At 73.2% G+C, this 18,032-nt stretch carries 16 protein-coding genes; 7 read left to right on the plus strand and 9 right to left on the minus strand.

The genetic code is table 11. The features are described 5' to 3' along the window. The first annotated feature begins 309 nt into the window (after positions 1-309). The 4 genes from HNR12_RS04470 (at position 310) to HNR12_RS04485 (ending at position 7,174) form a co-directional block, all read left to right on the plus strand. On the plus strand, positions 310-2,133 hold the full coding sequence (locus HNR12_RS04470; RefSeq protein WP_222601007.1) for a glycoside hydrolase family 15 protein: 1,824 nt from the start codon (positions 310-312) through the stop codon (positions 2,131-2,133). Positions 2,134-2,175: 42 nt separating this feature from the next. After that, positions 2,176-2,886 carry an MgtC/SapB family protein gene (locus HNR12_RS04475; protein WP_246424998.1) on the plus strand — a complete coding sequence of 237 codons (711 nt, stop codon included), beginning with the start codon at positions 2,176-2,178 and terminating at the stop codon, positions 2,884-2,886. 111 nt (positions 2,887-2,997) lie between these two features. After that, positions 2,998-3,672, plus strand: coding sequence for a uracil-DNA glycosylase (locus tag HNR12_RS04480; protein WP_179766298.1), 675 nt, complete (start codon positions 2,998-3,000; stop codon positions 3,670-3,672). Between the two features lie 130 nt (positions 3,673-3,802). Then, a complete protein-coding gene (locus tag HNR12_RS04485) occupies positions 3,803-7,174 on the plus strand; it encodes an NACHT domain-containing protein (RefSeq protein WP_179766299.1) in 3,372 nt (1,123 codons plus the stop codon). Positions 7,175-7,208: 34 nt separating this feature from the next. Here HNR12_RS04485 and HNR12_RS04490 read toward each other — a convergent pair whose 3' ends face one another. Next, entirely contained in the window at positions 7,209-7,982 is a 774-nt protein-coding gene (locus HNR12_RS04490; protein ID WP_179766300.1) for an SIR2 family NAD-dependent protein deacylase, read from the minus strand. A 450-nt stretch (positions 7,983-8,432) separates the two neighbouring features. On the opposite strand from HNR12_RS04490, the gene HNR12_RS04495 reads away from it, so the two are divergent. Then, positions 8,433-9,317 (plus strand): sulfotransferase, encoded by an 885-nt coding sequence (locus HNR12_RS04495; RefSeq protein ID WP_179766301.1) that lies wholly within the window; start codon positions 8,433-8,435, stop codon positions 9,315-9,317. Here HNR12_RS04495 and HNR12_RS04500 read toward each other — a convergent pair. The 3 genes from HNR12_RS04500 to HNR12_RS04510 form a co-directional block, all read right to left on the minus strand. After that, the gene (locus HNR12_RS04500) at positions 9,314-9,472 is read right to left on the minus strand and encodes a hypothetical protein (protein ID WP_179766302.1); all 159 of its coding nucleotides are present in this window, start codon (positions 9,470-9,472) and stop codon (positions 9,314-9,316) included. The genes HNR12_RS04495 and HNR12_RS04500 overlap by 4 nt on opposite strands. A gap of 188 nt (positions 9,473-9,660) precedes the next feature. Continuing rightward, the gene (locus HNR12_RS04505) at positions 9,661-10,488 is read right to left on the minus strand and encodes an alpha/beta hydrolase family protein (RefSeq protein WP_179766303.1); all 828 of its coding nucleotides are present in this window, start codon (positions 10,486-10,488) and stop codon (positions 9,661-9,663) included. Positions 10,489-10,601: 113 nt separating this feature from the next. Beyond that, the gene (locus tag HNR12_RS04510; protein ID WP_179766304.1) at positions 10,602-11,036 is read right to left on the minus strand and encodes a RidA family protein; all 435 of its coding nucleotides are present in this window, start codon (positions 11,034-11,036) and stop codon (positions 10,602-10,604) included. Between the two features lie 431 nt (positions 11,037-11,467). On the opposite strand from HNR12_RS04510, the gene HNR12_RS04515 reads away from it, so the two are divergent. Beyond that, a complete protein-coding gene (locus tag HNR12_RS04515) occupies positions 11,468-11,626 on the plus strand; it encodes a hypothetical protein (protein ID WP_179766305.1) in 159 nt (52 codons plus the stop codon). An 87-nt stretch (positions 11,627-11,713) separates the two neighbouring features. On the opposite strand, the gene HNR12_RS04520 is transcribed toward HNR12_RS04515, so the two are convergent. Both HNR12_RS04520 and HNR12_RS04525 read right to left on the minus strand, forming a co-directional pair. Then, positions 11,714-12,541, minus strand: coding sequence for an aldo/keto reductase (locus tag HNR12_RS04520; protein ID WP_179766306.1), 828 nt, complete (start codon positions 12,539-12,541; stop codon positions 11,714-11,716). A gap of 169 nt (positions 12,542-12,710) precedes the next feature. Then, complete coding sequence (locus HNR12_RS04525; protein ID WP_246424999.1) at positions 12,711-13,025, minus strand: hypothetical protein; 315 nt, start codon at positions 13,023-13,025, stop codon at positions 12,711-12,713. A gap of 157 nt (positions 13,026-13,182) precedes the next feature. On the opposite strand from HNR12_RS04525, the gene HNR12_RS04530 reads away from it, so the two are divergent. After that, positions 13,183-13,731 (plus strand): DUF523 domain-containing protein, encoded by a 549-nt coding sequence (locus tag HNR12_RS04530; protein WP_179766307.1) that lies wholly within the window; start codon positions 13,183-13,185, stop codon positions 13,729-13,731. Positions 13,732-13,779: 48 nt separating this feature from the next. Here HNR12_RS04530 and HNR12_RS04535 read toward each other — a convergent pair whose 3' ends face one another. The 3 genes from HNR12_RS04535 to HNR12_RS04545 form a co-directional block, all read right to left on the minus strand. Next, positions 13,780-14,697, minus strand: coding sequence for an NAD(P)-dependent oxidoreductase (locus HNR12_RS04535; protein WP_179766308.1), 918 nt, complete (start codon positions 14,695-14,697; stop codon positions 13,780-13,782). Positions 14,698-14,845: 148 nt separating this feature from the next. Next, the gene (locus tag HNR12_RS04540; RefSeq protein WP_246425000.1) at positions 14,846-15,445 is read right to left on the minus strand and encodes a class I SAM-dependent methyltransferase; all 600 of its coding nucleotides are present in this window, start codon (positions 15,443-15,445) and stop codon (positions 14,846-14,848) included. A gap of 144 nt (positions 15,446-15,589) precedes the next feature. Continuing rightward, positions 15,590-16,909: a hypothetical protein gene (locus HNR12_RS04545; RefSeq protein WP_179766309.1), complete on the minus strand. Its 1,320-nt coding sequence runs from the start codon at positions 16,907-16,909 to the stop codon at positions 15,590-15,592. Positions 16,910-18,032 lie beyond the last annotated feature (1,123 nt).

Below are 18,032 nucleotides of genomic sequence, written 5' to 3' on the forward strand. Positions count from 1 at the left end.
CCATGCGGGCATTACCGAGCGCGTCCGCCATTCTCCGACCCGTCCCCGACCGTACGCCCACTATCACCTGACGCACATTTGCTTCGGCTTCCACCTGCGAAGGCCCGGTAGCCGGTAACGTGACCGCAGCGGTACACAAAGGCGTTTCCGGGCCATCACCCCTTCGCGGAACCGGTCGTGGGGGCGCAGAGCCCCACTCCGGTCGCATACCGCGTCGCAGCCGCGTGTCCCCAGGGTGGCCGGGAGTTGGATACGGTACGTCCGCGTAGACGTGATCTTGATTGACGAGGTTTCAAGGGGGTGAGTCGCGTGTCCGGCCTGATCGAGGATTACGCGCTGATCGGCGACATGCAGACCGCTGCTCTCGTTGGGCGCGACGGCTCCATCGACTGGCTCTGCCTTCCCCACTTCGACTCCCCCGCGTGCTTTGCCGCGCTGCTGGGCGACGAACAGAACGGCAACTGGTGGATGCGCCCGGCCAACGGCGAGCCGCGGGCCACCCGGCGGCGCTACCGCCAGGAGACCCTGATCCTTGAGACGGAATGGGACACCCCTGAGGGCACCGTCCGGGTCATCGACTTCATGCCGCCGCGCGGCGGCGCACCCCACATCGTGCGCATCGTCGAGGGCGTGGCCGGGACCGTGCGCATGCAGACCGCGCTGCGGCTGCGGTTCGACTACGGCAACGTGGTGCCCTGGATCCACCGCAGCGGCACCGAACTGGTGGCCATCGCCGGCCCCGACGCCGTGTGGATGAGCTCGCCGGTGCCGCTGGAGGGCCACAACTTCGTCCACGACGCCACCTTCACGGTGAGCGCCGGCCAGCGCGTCCCCTTCGTCATGACCTGGCACCCCTCCCAGGTCGAGGAGTCCGACCACCTCGACGCCGAGAAAGCGCTGTCTCGCACCGAGCGCTTCTGGCGCCAGTGGGTCGACCAGTGCACCTACGAGGGCCAGTACCGCGACGCCGTGGTCCGCTCCCTGATCACCCTCAAGGCGCTGACCTACCGCCCCAGCGGCGGCATCGTGGCCGCCCCCACCACCTCGCTGCCCGAGGAGATCGGCGGCGTGCGCAACTGGGACTACCGCTACTGCTGGCTGCGCGACGCCACCATCACGCTGGAGGCGCTGATCCGCAGCGGCTACACCGACGAGGCGCAGGCCTGGCGCGAGTGGCTGGTGCGCGCGGTGGCGGGCGAGCCCCAGCACATGCAGATCATGTACGGCGTGCGCGGCGAGCGGCGCCTGGCCGAGTGGGAGGCCGACTGGCTGCCCGGCTACGAGAACTCCCGCCCGGTGCGCATCGGCAACGCCGCGGTCGGCCAGTACCAGCTCGACGTCTACGGCGAGGTCATGGACGTCCTGCACCTGGCGCGGCGCAGCGGCCTGCACGGCGGCGAGCACGTGTGGGGCCTGCAGCGCTCCCTGGTCAACTACCTGGAGTGGTGTTGGGACGAGCCCGACGAGGGCCTGTGGGAGGTCCGCGGCCCGCGCCAGCACTTCGTCCACTCCAAGGTGATGGCCTGGGTGGCGGCCGACCGCGCGGTGCGGATGATCGAGGACTTCGGCAAGGAGGGCCCGATCGAGCGGTGGCGCGCGCTGCGCGACACCATCCACGCCGAGGTCTGCGAGTACGGCTTCGACTCCAAGCGCAACACGTTTACCCAGTACTACGGCAGCAAGGAGCTGGACGCCGCCCTGCTGCTGATCCCCGAGGTCGGGTTCCTGCCCTACGACGACCCCCGCGTCATCGGCACCATCGAAGCGACTCGCGAGGACCTGATGGTCGACGGCTTCGTGATGCGCTACCGCACCGACCGCGAGGGCACCGCCGACCACCTGCCCGGCGACGAGGGCGCCTTCCTGGCGTGCAGCTTCTGGATGGCCAACGCCCTGCTGTCCATCGGGCGCGAGAAGGAGGCCGGCGAGCTGTTCGAGCGGCTGCTGGCGCTGCGCAACGACGTCGGGCTGCTCGCCGAGGAGTGGGACGTCAAGAACAACCGCCAGGTCGGCAACTTCCCCCAGGCGTTCAGCCACGTGCCGCTGGTCACCACCGCCCTGAACCTGTCCCACCACAACGGGCACCGGCGCGGCCCCGACCCCGCCGAGGGCGCCGCGGGCACCGAGGACTGACCCCGGCCGCACAACCCGCCCCGGCGCGGGTACCTCTGCTCCATGGCGGATTTCATGGGGAGTCTGGAGGGCCAGGGCTGGCCGCAACTGGCGGCCCTGGCCGTCGCGCTGGTGCTGTGCTCGCTGATCGGCCTGGAACGCGAACTGCGGCAGAAGACGGCGGGGCTGCGCACCCACACCCTCGTGGGAGTGGGCGCCGCGCTGTTCATGGTCGTGAGCAAGTACGGCTTCTCCGACGTCCTGGGCGACGACGTCATGCTCGACCCCTCGCGGGTGGCCGCGCAGATCGCCTCGGGCATCGGCTTCATCGGCGCCGGGGTGATCTTCGTGCGCCAGGACATCGTCCGCGGGCTCACGACCGCGGCCACCATCTGGGTGGCGGCGGCCGTGGGCACCGCGGCGGGCGGCGGCCTGTGGCTGGTGGCCACGGCGGTGACCGCGGCGCACTTCCTGGTGGCGCTGGGCTACCCGCCGCTGCTGCGGCTGGTCACCCGCGCCCGCCCGGCCACCGCGCCGGTGCGGGTCTCCTACCTCGACGGCATGGGGGCGCTGCGCACCATCCTCACCGAGATCACCGGGCGCGGGTTCGACGTCCGCGAGGTGTACACCGAGCGGGCCCACCCCCGGGGCGCCGTGATCGACCTGGTCGTCCAGGTGCGCGGCAACGGCAAGGTGGACCAGTTGGCGGCGGCGCTGTCGGAGAGCGAGGGGGTGCTGTCGGTGCGCACGGGCGAGCCGGGCGAGGAGGAGTGAGGGCGGGGCGGGGCCCGCGCGCCGGGCGCGCCGCGCGGCCGGCCGCTAAGCCCGGCCCACCCGGCCTTTCGGGCGGTCTGAGGCGTCACAGGCGACCGCTAGGGTGCTGCCATGTCAGGCAAACCCTTGAACGAGATCATGGACAGCGGCTGGGCCGAGGCGCTGTCACCGGTGGCCGACCGGATCAGCCAGATGGGCGACTTCCTCCGCGACGAGGTCGCCGCCGGGCGCACCTACCTCCCCGCCGGCGAGAACGTGCTGCGCGCCTTCCAGCAGCCGTTCTCCGACGTGCGGGTGCTGATCGTGGGCCAGGACCCCTACCCCACGCCCGGCCACGCAGTGGGCCTCAGCTTCTCGGTGGCCCCCGACTGCAAGCCGCCCGGCAGCCTGCGCAACATCTTCCAGGAGTACAGCGACGACCTCGGGCTGCCGATGCCCTCCAGCGGCGACCTCACCCCCTGGACCAAGCGCGGGGTGCTGCTGCTCAACCGCGTGCTCACCGTGGCGCCGGGCCGGCCCGCCTCCCACCGCGGCAAGGGCTGGGAGGAGGTCACCGACCAGGCCATCCGCGCGCTGGCCGCCCGCGACGTCCCGATGGTCGGCATCCTGTGGGGCCGCGACGCCCGCAGCCTGCGCCCGCTGATGCCCGCCGTCCCGTGCGTGGAGTCCACCCACCCCAGCCCGATGTCGGCCAAGAACGGCTTCTTCGGGTCGCGGCCGTTCAGCCGCGCCAACGCGATGCTGGAGCAGCAGGGCGCCGAGCCGGTCGACTGGCGACTGCCCTAACCGGGCCCCGCGCGCCCGGACGCACGCGGCGCCGGGGGCGTGGGTCGGGTTTGAGCGGCGGGGCGGCGCCGTACTTGAATGGGCGCGGCCCCGCCCGCCGCACCGCCCCCCGATGTGAAAGGCCCCGCCGATGGCACGCCGCCTCCGCTACGCCGACGCGCTCCGCCTCCTGGGCCGCGACGACTCCGCCGTGCTCGACGTCGGCGAGAAGCTGGCCGACGGCGGCCTGGCCGCGCTGGGCGTGCCCGACCTGTTCGGGCTGCGGGCCGAGATGGTGCGCATCGGCCGCCGGGCCCTCACCGGGCTGCGGGAGAAGATCACCGGGGTGAGCCGCATGGACCGCACCGAGCGCGTGGCGGCCGCGCTGGAGGTCCTGGTGGTGGTGTCGGCCTTCGAGGGCCTCGGCCGGGCGCTGGAGGACGCCGGGGCCCCGCTGTCGGCCGACGGCCTCCGGCTGACGACCGCCGAGCAGTGGGAGCTGGCCGACGAACTCGCCCACCCCGACACCCGCGACGGCATCTCGGCGTGGCTGGACCCCGAGAGCCGGGCGGTGGAGTGGATGACGCTGGCGGGCAACCTGTATCCCGCGCTGACCGGGAGCGGGCAGGGGCGGTCGGAGCCGCGCCCCGACGAGGAGGCGTGGGAGCGCTTCGAGTCGGCGTGCACCCGCCACGCCGAGCGCCACTTCACCGAGCTGTTCCGCCAGTTGGCCGCCGACGTCCCCGAGTTCGGGGTGTGGGCGGCCATGGCCGAGCACGCGGCCACCCGCGACCGGGTCGCCGAGGTCCAGACCGGGCTGGGCGGCCTGCGCGACACGCTCGCCGCGATGGAGCCGCGCGCGGCGGCCGACCGCCGCCGCGCCGAACTCGCCGCCGTGTACCGGGCGGCGCTGGACCGGCCGCTGCTGCGCACGGCCGACCTGCCCGACGGCCTGCGGCTGCCCACCCTGGAGTCGTCCTACCTGGCTCCGGCGGGGCGGCTGCAGGTGGTCACCACGGGGTCGGCGCCGTCCTCGGAGTCGGCGTGGGCCCGCGTTCCGCTGCGGGAGGACCTGCAGACGGTCCTGGCCGGGCTGCTCACCCAGCCGGGGGCGGTGCTGCGGCCGATCGTCATCCTGGGCCACCCGGGCGCGGGCAAGTCCGTGCTCACCGAGATGCTGGCCGCCCGGCTGTCGGCGGCCGACTTCCTGCCGCTGCGGGTCGAACTGCGGGCGGTACGGCCCAACGCCCCCATCCACGCCCAGATCGAGGAGGGCCTGGCGGCGACCCTGCACACCTCGGTGGAGTGGCGCGACCTCGCCGACGCGGCCGAGGGCGCGCTCCCGGTGGTGATCCTCGACGGGTTCGACGAACTGCTCCAGGCCACCGGGGTCAACCGGTCGGACTACCTGGAGCAGGTGCAGGAGTTCCAGGACCGCCAGCGCACCATCGGGAATCCGGTGGCGGTCATCGTCACCAGCAGGACGGTGGTGGCCGACCGGGCACGCTTCCCCGCCCTCACCCCGGTCCTGCGGCTGGAGCCGTTCGACGACCGGCGCGTGGCCCGCATGGTGGGGATCTGGAACGGCGCCAACGGCGCGGCCCTGCGGGCGCGCGGGCTGGTGCCCCTCTCCCCCGAGGCGGTCCTGCGGTTCCGGGAGCTCGCCGAGCAGCCGCTGCTGCTGCTCATGCTGCTGGTCTACGATTCGGCCGACAACGCGCTGGCGCGGTCGGAGGCGGGGCTGTCGCGCAGCGCCCTCTACGAGCAGCTGCTGACCATGTTCGCCGAGCGCGAGGTCCGCAAGCACCACGCGTACCTGGCTCCGGCCGAACTGGAGCGCGCGGTCGAGGACGAACTGCACCGCCTGGAGGTCGTGGCGCTGGCCATGTTCGCGCGGCTGCGCCAGTACGTGACAGCGGCCGAACTGGACCAGGACCTCGCGGTGCTGATGCCCGACGCCGGGGTGCGCCCGGCCGACCCCGGGCTGCACGGCGCCCTCAGCGACGCCCACCAGGTGCTGGGGCGGTTCTTCTTCGTGCACGAGTCCCAGGCCCGGACCGACGCGCACAACGCGAGCGTGTACGAGTTCCTGCACGCCACGTTCGGCGAGTACCTGGTGGCGCGGGCGGTCACCGCCGAGCTCGCCGAGCTGCTGGAGGCCCGCCGGTTCGCCGCGCGCCGCCACCGGGGCGCGCCGCCGCTGGACGACGGCCTGTTCTACGCGCTCACCTCGTTCGCGCTGCTGGCGGGCACCCGGCCGATGGTGGAGTTCACCCAGGAGATGCTCGACCGGCGGATCGCGGGCGACGACGCGGAGCGGGCGGCCTACCGGGAGCTGCTGGTGGAGCTGTTCCGCGAGGCGCCCTACCCGGCGGCCGGCCGCTCCTACACCGCCTACCAGCCGCGCCGGATGCCGGTCACCGAGCGCCAGGCGTCCTACACCGCCAACCTCGCCCTGCTCGTCACGCGGGTGTGCCCGGAGGGGATCGAGCTGAGCGAACTGCTGGGCACCGACCGGGGCTGGCTCTACGAGTGGGGCGGGCTCGCCTCGCAGTGGCGCCGGCTGCCGAACTCTCAGTGGCACGGCCAGGTCGACGCGATCCGGCTGCGCCATCTGGACTTCGACGGCCCCGCGCCGCGCAGTGTGCTGACGCGGGAGGACCACGGACCCGTGAACGTCGGCGAATGCGTCGGCTTCGAACTGGTCTCGGAATCCCGCGAGCCGATCTCGGTCCGCAATCCCTACGGCGTCGTCCTGCCCTACCAGTCGCTGACGTCGACCCTGCTGCGGTCCAGCGCGATGCGCGTCCAAGGGTCGGTGGGCCGCATGGTGATCGTGCTGCTGCCTTACCTGGCACACGTCGGCGACGAACTGGCGACCTGGCTGGCGGGTCCGCATGGCGGGCAACCGTGGTCGGAGGCGCACGACATCCTGGAGTTGCGCCTGGGCCCGCCCCGGCCCGCCACTGAGAACGAGGCGCGCCGGCGGCTGCGGTGCTATCGGCGGCTGCTGACCGGCGCGCGGCTTGACGGCTCCCATGTGCTGGTGCTGCGGCAGGCCGTGGAGGACCTCTCGCAGCTCAGCGACGGGGAGTCGGAGCAGGGCGGTTCCTACGGGGACACCCTGCGGCGAACCGTGCGCTTTGCCCTCTCCCAGTTCGAAGGGCTCTCCCCCGAGGTCGCCGCCGCGCCCGGAGCGCTGGAGCGGGTGCTCCACCGGCTCACCCGCGAGGACCCGAAGACGGAAGCGGGCCTGGGGTCGCCGCAGGAGGTACTGGACCGGCTGCGCGCCTCCGGCTCCTCTGACCCCGCCCAGGGGTGGGCCGGACGCGTCCGCCTCCGCGCCGAGGGCTCCGACCAGGTCGGTCCCTCCCCCGCCGACGCGGGCCCCGCCACCGGGGCCGGCGGGGCCGTGATGTCGTCGGCGGGGCCGGCACCGGCTCAGCAGGGCCCCCGGCCCGAGACCCATCCCTTCGACCCGCCCTACGGCCACAGCGGCTCCGGGGCGGGCGTACCCGGCTGAGGCGCCGACGCGGCCGCGCCGCCCGCCGAGGCGGCTAGCGCGCGGCTCCCAGCGCGTAGGCGGCCAGCGCGGGCACGACCTCGCCGATGGGGTCGCGCAGCACCGCCGTGGCGCGGTCGTCGTAGGGGGTCTCCTCGGCGTTGACGACGACCAGCGGGATCCCGCCGTCCAGGGCGATGTCGCACAGGCCCGCCACCGGGTGCACCGCAAGCGAGGTGCCGATGGCGACGAACACGTCGCAGGTGGCGGCGGCGTCCACGGCGCGCTCCAGCACGTCGGTCTTGAGGCGCTGGCCGAAGGAGATGGTGTCGGCCTTCTGGATGCCCCCGCAGATGACGCAGCGGGGGTCGGACTCCTCCTCCAGCCGGGCCAGCACCTCGGGCGTGGGGGTGAGGGCGCCGCAGCCCATGCACACCACCCAGTGGATGGTGCCGTGGACCTCGATGACGTAGTGGTCGTCGGTGCCGGCGGCCTGGTGGAGGCCGTCGATGTTCTGGGTGATCAGGGCGCGCAGCCGCCCGGCGCGGTCGAGGTCGGCCAGGGCCCGGTGCGCGGCGTTGGGGCGCGCGGTCCAGGCGGGGTGGTCGCGGCGCATGCGCCACACCCGGCGGCGGACGTCGGCGTCGGACATGTAGACGTCGAAGTCGAACAGGGCGGCGGAGCCGGGGTCGCGGGTCCACACGCCCTGGGGGCCGCGGAAGTCGGGGATTCCGGAGTCGGTGGAGATCCCCGCGCCGGTCAGCACGGTCAGCCGGTCGGCTCCGGCCAGGAGCGGCGCGATGTCGGCGGGACGGGCGGCTGCGGTCATTGCGGTCGGTCCTCGGGTCGGGAACGGTCGGGCGCGGCGTGGGCTCGGCCGCGGCGGACTGAGGATGCCGATCATTGTGGCAGCGCGGCCGGGCGGTGCGGAAACGGCGGGGCGGGAGCGGGCGAGCCCGGGTGCTCGGGGTGCGCGGGTGAGCCGGCTCACGGGCGGATCACACATCGACCACGTATCCAGCACTTCTCGTCGCCCACCGCACCGGACATACCTGTGCAAGTGGTGCTTCACGGTAATCTCACGTGCCAGTGGGGAGCGAGAAGGACTCGCCGGCACACGGCCGAGGGACGTTCGGCGACGCGCCGACACCCGGGGAAGACGAGGGCGCTCAGGGGCGATGGGGTTCGCTGCGACGCAACGGCGGCCGAGGCCGCGCCCGGCCGCACCGGGGCCGGAAACACCCGGAACCCGGCGAAGAGTGCAAAGATCTCCTCAGCCATGAAACAGCCGCCCTACATTCTCGTCGTGAACGGGACGAAGGTCCACCGACCGGTGTTCGTCCTGGGCGCCCCGCACTCGGGTGTTGACCTGATCGCCCACGCGCTGGACCGCGCCCCCGGGTTCCACATCGGATCGGGCCACCCCTCGGTGCTGGACTCGGTCTACGCGCTGGCCCGGCGGCCCTCGATGGCCGAGGACCGCGCCTCGGGCACGGCGAGCCTGCTGCGGGCGGCGTTCGCGGAGTCGTGGCAGCTCACCCCCCTCACCTGCCCCATGTGCCCCGGCGGCCCCGTGCCGGCGCGCGAGGCCGCGGCCCCGTGCCGGCACGCCGCCGAGACCGCGCGCTACGGCGACGCCAGCCCCGACCTGCTCTACTGCGCCACCGCGCTCAGCGCGGCGTTCGACGACGCGGCGTTCGTGCAGATCATCCGGGACGGCCGCGACGTGGTGGCGGACATGCTCGCCGACGAGCGCGCGCTGGCGTGGTTCCGGCCCGCCCTGGCCAACCTCGAACACGAACTGCCCAACCCGTTCTTCGGTATCGAGACCGAGGAGGAGCGCGCGGAGTACCCGAGGCTGTCCAACGCCGCCAAGTGCGCGCTGCGCTGGCGCGGGGCGGTGCGGCTGTCGGCGCGGCTGCGCGGCGCGCTGGGCCCCGACCGGCTGATGACCCTGCGCTATGAGGACGTGTTCGGCGGCGAGGTGGAGGCGGCCGAGCAGCTGCGGGAGTTCACCGGGGCGCGGGTGTCGGCCCTGGAGCTGGTGCGCGAGGACTCGGGCGTGGGCACGTGGCGCAAGCGGCTGGGCGTGGAGGAGCGCGAGGCGGTGCGGACGGTAGCGGGCGCCGAGCTGTCGCGGCTGGGCTACGCCAAGGGGCACTAGTAGGCGGGACTCCCGCCGGCGCGCGGCCAGAACCCGCGGTCGGGCGGGTACCTGCCGTCGGGGCGCTGCCCGGGGACGTTCGCGCGGCGCTTGGCGCGGAGGACGGCCTGGGCGGGCTCGTGGCGCCCGACGGGGCCGATGCCGGCGACGGGCACGGGACCACCTCCAACAGGGCGGACGGTCCGGACGGGTGGTGCGGGCCGCCGTACCCGTCCGGCCGCACACTCCCGAAGGCGGGGACCCCGCACCGCCGGATCCAGCGCTGCCCGCGCGCCTGTGGACAAGTCTCGCCGCGGGCACGGGACCGCCGGCCGGGCGGCGTGCGCGCGGCAGCCGGCCCCGGTCAGGCCCGCGCGCGGTCGAGCCACGCGCGGACGGGCGTCCAGGCCGGGTGGGCGGGGTCGATGACGGCGAAGTGGTCGGCCTCGGGCGGCTCGACGTAGTCCACCGCGTCGCCGGCCGCCCGCGCGGCCTCGACGTAGGCGCGGCTCTGCGCGACGGGCACCCGGCGGTCGGCGGCACCGTGCACCACCAGCTGCGGCGTGCCCAGGGGCAGCCGGTGCAGCGGCGACGCGGACTCGGGGTCGGCCGGAGCGGGGCGCTCTTCGCCGGCCGGCCCTGTGGGCTCGCCACCGGGCCCGGCGGGCTCGGGCGGGTGCGCGGGCGCCAGGAACTCGGCGACCGCGCCCTCCCCCAGACCCCGGTCCGCGGCGGCGCGCAGGTCGGTCACGGGAGCCAGGGCGACCACGCCCGTCAGCGGCGATCCGGGCGCCGCCATCAGCGCCAGGTGGCCGCCCGCGGAGTGGCCCACGGCCACCACGGTGGCGGGGTCGCCCGGCTCGGCGCCCTCGGCCAGGCGGGCGCCCAGCAGAGCGAGCGCGGCTTGGACGTCCTCCAGGGTCTGCGGCCAGCCGCCGCCGTCGCCGCCGGTGCGCCGGTACTCCACGTTCCACACCAGCCACCCGCGGTCGGCGAGGTGGGCGGCGACGGGCTCCATCAGGCGGGTGTCGTGGGCGGCGCGCCACCAGCCGCCGTGCAGCAGCACGGCCACGGGGAACGGCGCGTCGTCGTCGGCCGCGGGCTGATGGATGTGCACCACCTGGCCGGCGTGCCCGCCGTAGTCGAAGACGTGCCTGCTGTGCCGGGCCGGGCCCGTGCTCGCATTGCCCATCAGATGCTCCCGTCCGCTCCGCCGCCGGGTGGTCCGCCCATCCTGGCGGGTGCCCTCGGCGACGGGGCGGTCACCCCCCGCCCTCGGTGCGGGCGGCGGGCGCGGCGCCCCGATCAGGTGTCGGCGGCCCACGCCTCGATGTCGGGGACCACCGCCACGCCCATCAGCTCCACCTTGGCCTGGGGCACGATGAGGGCGGAGACGCCGAGCAGCGCGATGGCGGGGTAGTGGCGTCCGAAATGGCGCCGGTAGATGGTGCCCAGCGCGTTGGTGTTGGCGCGGTAGGCCCCGATGTCGGTGGTGAACACCTGCATGCTGACCAGGTGCCGGGGCCGGCCGCCCACCGCGGCGAGGGCCTTGACCACGTTCTCCAAGGCCAGGTCGAACTGCTCGACCAGGCCGGCTTCGGGGATCACGCCGTCCAGGCGCTGCGCGGTCTGGCCGCCGAGGTAGACCGTGCGGCCCGGCGCGGCCACCACGGCATGGGCGAAGCCGACAGGCTGGGCCAAGGTCAGCGGGTTGACGATCCGGTGCGCGTCCGCACCCATCCGGCGCCCCTTTCCACTCCGGCCGGCCACTCCTGGCGAACGCAGAGTCGCTGTGCGCGCCGTGCGGCGGCGCGCGACCGCGGGCCGGTCGGTTGGCGCGGCCGGGCGGCCGCTGGGGCGGCCGTCCCGCACAGGACGGGTGGTCGGGCCGCCCGGCCGATGGCGGGTCCCGGCCCCGGTGAACCCGTCGGCGGCGCCGCCGCAGCCCGTCCGCCCTCCCCCGGCAGCCGGGCTGAGCTGCGCATACCGGGACACTAGCCGGTTTGTCGGCGCGAATCCGCCTCCCGCGCCGGGCCGCCCGGCAACGGGCGCAACGGGGCGTCGGCGGCCGCCGACGCGCTCGCCGCCCGCCCGGTTGACAGGGCCGCCCGGCCGGGGCGCGTGACACATCCCGCCTGGCCGCGCCGGATGCCGTTGCCTACGATGGGGGCATGGGAGAACTCGGCATCATCAGCCTGCTGGCGCTCGTGGTCATCGTGGGGGTTCCGGTCGCCATCGTGGCGGCCGCCATCGTCTACGTCCTCCGCCTCGCGCGGCGGGGTACGCAGGCCACCCTCGCCGACGCCGCCAAGCGGCGCGAACTCGCCTGACACGTCCCCCGCACAGCGCGGCGGCCGCCCGCCCCGCCAGGGGGCGGCCGGCCGCGATCGCCGCTGAGGGCGGGTGTGCTCCCGCGCTCAGGAGTTGAGGGTGTCGGGGTCGGGCCCGAACCGCTCCCCGGTGTTGAGCCCCGAGATCGTGTCGACGTCTCCGCTGGAGAGCTGGAAGTCGAACACGTCGAAGTTGGAGCGGATGCGCTCGGGCGTGACCGACTTGGGGATGACGATGTTGCCGATCTGCAGGTGCCAGCGCAGGATCACCTGCGCCGGGGTCTTGCCGTAGGCCTCGGCGATCTTGCCGATGGTGGGGTCGCTCAGGACGTTGCCCTGGCCCAGCGGGCTCCACGCCTCGGTGGCGATGTCGTGCTGCCGGTCGAACTCCCGCAGCCGCTCCTGGGTGAGGCGCGGGTGCAGCTCGATCTGGTTGACCGTGGGCACGATCCCGCCCTCCTGGAGGACGCGGGTGAGGTGGTCGGCGTGGAAGTTGGACACCCCGATCGCCCGGACGCGGCCCTCGGCGTAGAGGCGCTCCATGGCCTTCCAGCTGTCGACGTAGGTGTCGCGGGCGGGCATCGGCCAGTGGATCAGGTAGAGGTCGAGGACCTCCAGGCCCAGGCGGCGCACGGTGGCGTCGAAGGCGCGCAGGGTGCTGTCGTAGCCCTGGTCGGTGTTCCACAGCTTGGAGGTCACGAAGATCTCCTCGCGCGGCACCCCCGAACGGCGGATGGCCTCGCCGACACCCTCCTCGTTGCCGTAGGCGGCCGCCGTGTCGATGCTGCGGTACCCGGTCTCGATGGCGGTGCGCACGACGTCGACGACGTCGCCGCTGTCGACCTGCCAGACTCCGAACCCCAACTGCGGGATGCGCACCCCGTTGTTCAGGGTGACCTCGGGAACCGTCGACATGAATTCTCCCCGTTGCTCAACTGAACGATCTTCCTACCCAGGGGCGCCAACCACACGCTCCCCCCGGCGCATTCCGGGACAGGGGGCGATGTGCACCTTGCCACGCCGCCCCGGGCGCCGGTGCGCCGGGGGCGGGCCTGGGCGCGGCCGAACGGGGCCGGGCGGCCGTTCAGCGGCGGTAGACCACGCCGACGACCACGTACTCGTCCAGCGGGCACTCGGGCACCACGTCGCAGAAGTCGTGCACGCGCCCCTGGCGCAGCATGTAGGGCTCGCCGGGGCGGCGGCGCTCGATCTCCTCGGCCACGGCCGTCCGGGCCGCCGCCACGGCGACCTCCCGCTGGGAGCCGGTGTCGTCGGCCAGGGTGCCGCAGGAGCGCACGACCAGGTCCACCGGCCGCGCCTGCTCGGGCACCAGCTCAGGGTGGTGGCGGGCCGCCTCCAGCCGGGGGCTCAGCCACCTCGCGCGCGTGTCCTCGCCCATGGCGCACCACTTCCCCGTCCGCTCGTCCGACGGTCCCTGCCCTGTTCGGTAACCCCGCGGGCGCCGCTGAAACGGGCGGGCGCCCGACGCCGGGCGCGGCGCTACAGTCGGCAGCAGCGGACCACACCGCCGCGCCCGCCGGTTGAGGGAGGAGCCCATGCGCCGCCGCACGCCCGACACCCTCGGCGCCCCGTCCGGGGGCGCCGCCCCAACGGCCCGGGTCCTGGTCAGCGCGTGCCTGCTGGGCGGCCGGGTGCGCTTCGACGGGCGCGCCAAGACCGTGTGCGACACGATCCTGGACCGCTGGCGGGCCGAGGGGCGCGTCGTCGCCCACTGCCCCGAGGTCGCGGGCGGGCTGCCGGTGCCCCGGCCGCCCGCGGAGATCGAGCCGGGCGGCAGCGCCGAGGACGTCCTGGCGGGGGCCGCGCGCATCCTCACCCCCGAGGGGGCCGACGTCACCGCGTACTTCGTGGCCGGGGCCCGGGCCGCGCTGGAGACCGCCCGCGGGCGGGGGGTGCGCACGGCCGTGCTCAAGGAGTCCAGCCCCTCGTGCGGCCTGCTCCGGGTCTACGACGGCACCTTCAGCGGGCGGACCGCCCCCGGGCCCGGGGTGACGACCCAGCTGCTGCGCGACCACGGGATCGCGGTGTTCGCCGAGACCGACCTGGCCGGGGCCGACGCCCATCTGCGCGCCCAGGACGGCTGAGCGGGCCGCCGCCCCGGCGGCCGGGGGCACCACGGCGCCGGGCGCGTCTCACGCCGGGGCGCCGGGCGCGGGCGGCGCCGCGCTGCGCGCCCGCAGCGCCTGCACGACCGCCGCCATGTCGCTGCGCCCGAACCCGAGCGCGTCGGTCTCGGTGTAGAGGGCGTGGGCGGCGTCCAGCAGCGGCGCGGCGGCGCCGCGCTCGCGGGCGGCCTCGGCGGCGAGGCGGCTGTTCTTGAGCACGTCGGCGATGGCGGCCTGGGGCGTGAAGTCGGCGGCCGTGAGCTTGCGGGCCTTGGCTCGGGAGACGGCCGATGCCATGGGTCCGGCGTCGAGGATCCGCTCCAGCAGGGCGGGGTCGATGCCGTGGCGCTCGGCGAAGTGGAAGGACTCCGCGAGGCCGGTGGCCATCGTGATGAGGAAGACGTTCACGGCGAGCTTGGTCTCCAGCGCTGAGGGCACGTCGCCGCACGTGAACACCTCCGCGCACACGGGCCCCAGCAGGGGCCGCACGCGCTCCACCTCCTGCGCGGGCCCGGCGAGCATGGCCACGAGGTGCCCCGCCTCGGCGGGGCCGCGCGAACCGGAGACGGGCGCCTCGACGTAGGCGCCGCCGGCGGCGTGGACGTCGGCGGCCAGCCGGGCGGAGTAGGCGGGCCGGAGGGTGCCCATCTGCACCAGGGTGCGCCCGCGCACGGCGCCGAACCGCTCGGTGCCCCGGCCCAGCACCGCGTCGACGGCGGGCTCGTCGGCGAGCATCAGGACAACGGTTCGGCAGGAGGCGAGGACCTCGCCCGGTCCGCCGGCGTGCCGGGCACCGGCCGCGACCACCGGCGCGCACCGCTGCGGGGTCCGGTTCCACACCACCAGCGGGGTCCCCGCCCGCGCCAGGTTGAGGGCCATGGGCTGCCCCATGATCCCCAGTCCGATGAATCCGGCCGCGCCCTCGGCCTCACCGCTGCCGGCCATGCGCACCGCCCTCCGCTCACCTCGCCGCCAAGGCAATCCCACCGGCTCGCCGCCGGCCGCACAACAGCCAATCCGAAGAAGTGGCCCCGACGGCGCCGCGCCTTCGGGCGGGAGGGGAGCGGCGGTGGTCAGCGCGTCCCCGCCGGCCTCACGCGGCCGCGCGGCGGAACCGGTACCACTTCGGGGCGGTCCGGTTCATCGGCCAGCCCAGGCCCGCGGTGTCGGCGTCCTCGACCTCCAGGAGGTCCCACGCGGGGAACGCGGCCTCGACCTCCGCCTGCGAGACGCCCTCGACCATTCTGCTGTAGCGCGACGGCCCGAAGGCGAGCATCACCAGTCCCGCGCCCGGAGCGGCCAGGGCCGTTATCCCCCGCCCTTCGGCGGCGCGCTGGCCGGCGTCGAGGCCCTGGAAGCAGCCGATGTCGACGAAGAGGTCGAAGCTGCCCAGACCGGCGGACTCCAGGTCGGTCACGTCGCCCACGACGTAGGTGACCTCCGGCGGGCCGTTGCGCCGGGCGGCCTCGACCGCGTCGGGCACGATGTCGAGGCCGACCGCCTCCCACCCGCGCTTGGCCAACTCGGGCGTGAACTGCCCGCGCCCGCACCCCACGTCCAGTGCCCGCCCCGGGCCGGTCGGCCGGTCCGCCGCCTCGCGGTCCAGCAGAGCGCCCAACTGCGCCCCGCCCGCGGCGCCGTAGCGCTCCCACGGGGTGAAGCCGAGCCGGTACATCCACGCGTATTTCGTCATGGCCAACAAGGTAAACCGCGTTTCCAGAAGGGCCCGTTCACCCCCCGCCAAGCGCCCGGCCGCCCGCGTCGCCGCACGTCAGGCGGGACGGGACTGCTCCACCAGGGCCCCTCAACAGGCTTTCCCGCCTTTCCAACGGCGTCTCTAGGCTTTGAGGCGGCGGATCGCCAGCACAGACCCGTCCGGCCGCACAGAGACCGCACCCTCCCAGGTCCGGTCCCACCGCGCGTAGGGATGACGCGTGTACTGGGCATCGACTTCGCGTCGGTACTTGTCCAGGCGTTCCTCCACAAGGGCATTGAACAAGTCTTCGGCGAGTCCGGAGAAGGCCTCGACGCGTTCACCGTTGAGGCGGAACACGTGTTCGGTTCCCACACAGGGAATATCGAGAAGCGTGTATTCCATGCTTCGGACACTGCTGATGGCGGCATGCGACTGCCGCATGTAGTATTCGCGCCCCTGACGCTTGGTGAGGTGGGGCGCGGTGGCATTACCGTCACCGGTGAAAGCCGTCAGGCCGGCGGCGTCCGTGTGGGCCAGGACCGTCCGGAACCACCCGGTGTGCTGGGGGAGCACGTGAAAGCCGGGCAGACCTTCCTCCGGGGTGGCGCCTTCGGCTGGTTTGGTGATCTGAGGGGGCATGGAGCGGTCGCGCGGCGAGGAGTTCAGCTCCTCCTCCCCTGCCGGAAGGATTCCCCCGTCGCCGTCCGCGGCAAGCACGTGTACGACGATCGGCCCCTTCATACTCAGTTCCGTGCTCAGAACCAGGGCTGGGGTCTCGTTCCACGGGCCGATGTGCACCGCCTCCACGTGCGCCGAAGCGGAGGCCAGTTGCGGATACGAATAACTCCGACGACCGTGGTGCCCCTTGCAGACAACGGGGAAGACCTTGGCCCGCTCCCCGGGCCTCCACACCTCGGCGAAGAAACGGGGACGGTACCGCAGGCCCGTCAGCGGCCATCCGGCCCGCAGAACGACTTCCGCGGGGACGATGGAGACACGGTGGTCTCGATAGCGCTCCCGGAGAATGTGTTCCGCGGCCACCACCCCGAAACCGACGCCGAGTTCGTGGGCCTGGACCGTCTTGTGCTGGCGCTGGGTGGACCGTCCCTCCTCTGACAGGGCCATGTGGTCCTGCTTCCGGCTCCCGTCCAGTGCCAGCGCGTACTTCAGGCAGCCCCAGTGCTCGGCGAGTCCCCGGACCGATCCCTGCCTGTCCAGAGAGATCGCCCTTCCCAGAGCATGGAGAACGCTCAGAGGAGCCGCACCGACGGATGTCCTCTTCACCTGAGGGAGACGGGCCAGCCGTGGTTTCCGGCGCGGCGGTTCCTGCTGCTTTTCCCTGTAGCGCTCGTCGTCCCGGGCGATCGCCGATTCGACCTTTCCAGCGAGGAGGTCTCCTGAAGTCACTGCCACGGACGAAGAATCAACAAGACGTCGCAGGATCGCTTCCAGCTCAGACAAGGAGTCTCCTGACACGCTATGCGGTTCGCCGGCTTCAGAGCGAATTATGTGATCGGCGGCAGGAATCCACAAGAGCAGGCCGGGAACATAACCCCTATAATAATCGGCCGTATTGAAAAATGGCCATCTTGAAATCACTTACGCCCCGGGAATCCCATCGGACTCATAATTCTCAAGACCCAGCCCCGAAGCCTCTACCGGCGATGCCATGAGTGGTGGATCGTGCCATGACATCTGCATGGAACGAAGCCCCAGTCGGCCCGTTGGAGACGCCTATGACAGAAATACAGGAAGAATCCACTCATGCCCTGACAAGGACGCATTGGTGCATCAACGCGAAGATCACCGCCCTCTTTGAGAACCATGATCTTCCACAGAAAGATGCCGCTGTCTCCATATTCTCTGACTCAAGAACCGTGTTGATTGGTCAGATCCCGAGACTGTGAGACCGCGACCTGTCAGATCAGGCAGCCGATGCGGGAGGTGCCGATACGTTGACGCCCGCTGGAAAGGTGTGCTTCTCCTCCAGATTTCGACGGCGGGCTCGATGATCGTGCATCTCGAAGATCGACGACCCACCGGAGAGGGCTGCGGAGTGGACGGCTGGGACAACCCCCGGACGAGGGCGGGGTGTGTCCTGCGCCTTCGGGAGCCGGTTTTCGGGATCCTGGGACCAGGTGCCACCAACTGAGGCCGGTGTGCGGCTCCGCGGTCAAGGCCATGGACGACGTCCTCAACGACGTGGGCCGACGGACCACATGCCCCGGTGCAGCCCCACTGCCACCCGACCTGGAACGCAGAAAGGGGCCCACCTGATGGTGGACCCCTCGCTGACCTGCTACTTCTCTGTCGGGACGGCGGGATTTGAACCCACGACCCCTTGACTTCCCGGTGGGATGACGGGGCCTGCGGCGTGATCACGCTTTCGCCGAACGACGTGGGAATGTGTACCGGTACACACTCGCTGATTCCGGCTGCTTCCTGACGTCATGTGCACTGAATGTGTATCGCGGGAGCGCCGTTCTCCCAGTTCGGCCGGAGTTCCCACTCCCGTCGCCCATGATGCACACGGACCGCCCCCACGCTCACGCCAGCAGCGCGGCACCGTCCTCCCACGGGTCCC

Origin of the sequence: Streptomonospora nanhaiensis (assembly GCF_013410565.1) — a bacterium.
Lineage (GTDB): Bacteria > Actinomycetota > Actinomycetes > Streptosporangiales > Streptosporangiaceae > Streptomonospora > Streptomonospora nanhaiensis.

Coding starts and splice junctions, on each gene's coding strand:
- HNR12_RS04530 (WP_179766307.1), top strand. CDS start 13,183: ATGCGCCGCCGCACGCCCGACACCCTCGGCGCCCCGTCCGGGGGCGCC.
- HNR12_RS04495 (WP_179766301.1), top strand. CDS start 8,433: ATGAAACAGCCGCCCTACATTCTCGTCGTGAACGGGACGAAGGTCCAC.
- HNR12_RS04520 (WP_179766306.1), bottom strand. CDS start 12,541: ATGTCGACGGTTCCCGAGGTCACCCTGAACAACGGGGTGCGCATCCCG.
- HNR12_RS04480 (WP_179766298.1), top strand. CDS start 2,998: ATGTCAGGCAAACCCTTGAACGAGATCATGGACAGCGGCTGGGCCGAG.
- HNR12_RS04510 (WP_179766304.1), bottom strand. CDS start 11,036: ATGGGTGCGGACGCGCACCGGATCGTCAACCCGCTGACCTTGGCCCAG.
- HNR12_RS04505 (WP_179766303.1), bottom strand. CDS start 10,488: ATGGGCAATGCGAGCACGGGCCCGGCCCGGCACAGCAGGCACGTCTTC.
- HNR12_RS04525 (WP_246424999.1), bottom strand. CDS start 13,025: ATGGGCGAGGACACGCGCGCGAGGTGGCTGAGCCCCCGGCTGGAGGCG.
- HNR12_RS04515 (WP_179766305.1), top strand. CDS start 11,468: ATGGGAGAACTCGGCATCATCAGCCTGCTGGCGCTCGTGGTCATCGTG.
- HNR12_RS04540 (WP_246425000.1), bottom strand. CDS start 15,445: ATGACGAAATACGCGTGGATGTACCGGCTCGGCTTCACCCCGTGGGAG.
- HNR12_RS04475 (WP_246424998.1), top strand. CDS start 2,176: ATGGCGGATTTCATGGGGAGTCTGGAGGGCCAGGGCTGGCCGCAACTG.
- HNR12_RS04485 (WP_179766299.1), top strand. CDS start 3,803: ATGGCACGCCGCCTCCGCTACGCCGACGCGCTCCGCCTCCTGGGCCGC.
- HNR12_RS04490 (WP_179766300.1), bottom strand. CDS start 7,982: ATGACCGCAGCCGCCCGTCCCGCCGACATCGCGCCGCTCCTGGCCGGA.
- HNR12_RS04535 (WP_179766308.1), bottom strand. CDS start 14,697: ATGGCCGGCAGCGGTGAGGCCGAGGGCGCGGCCGGATTCATCGGACTG.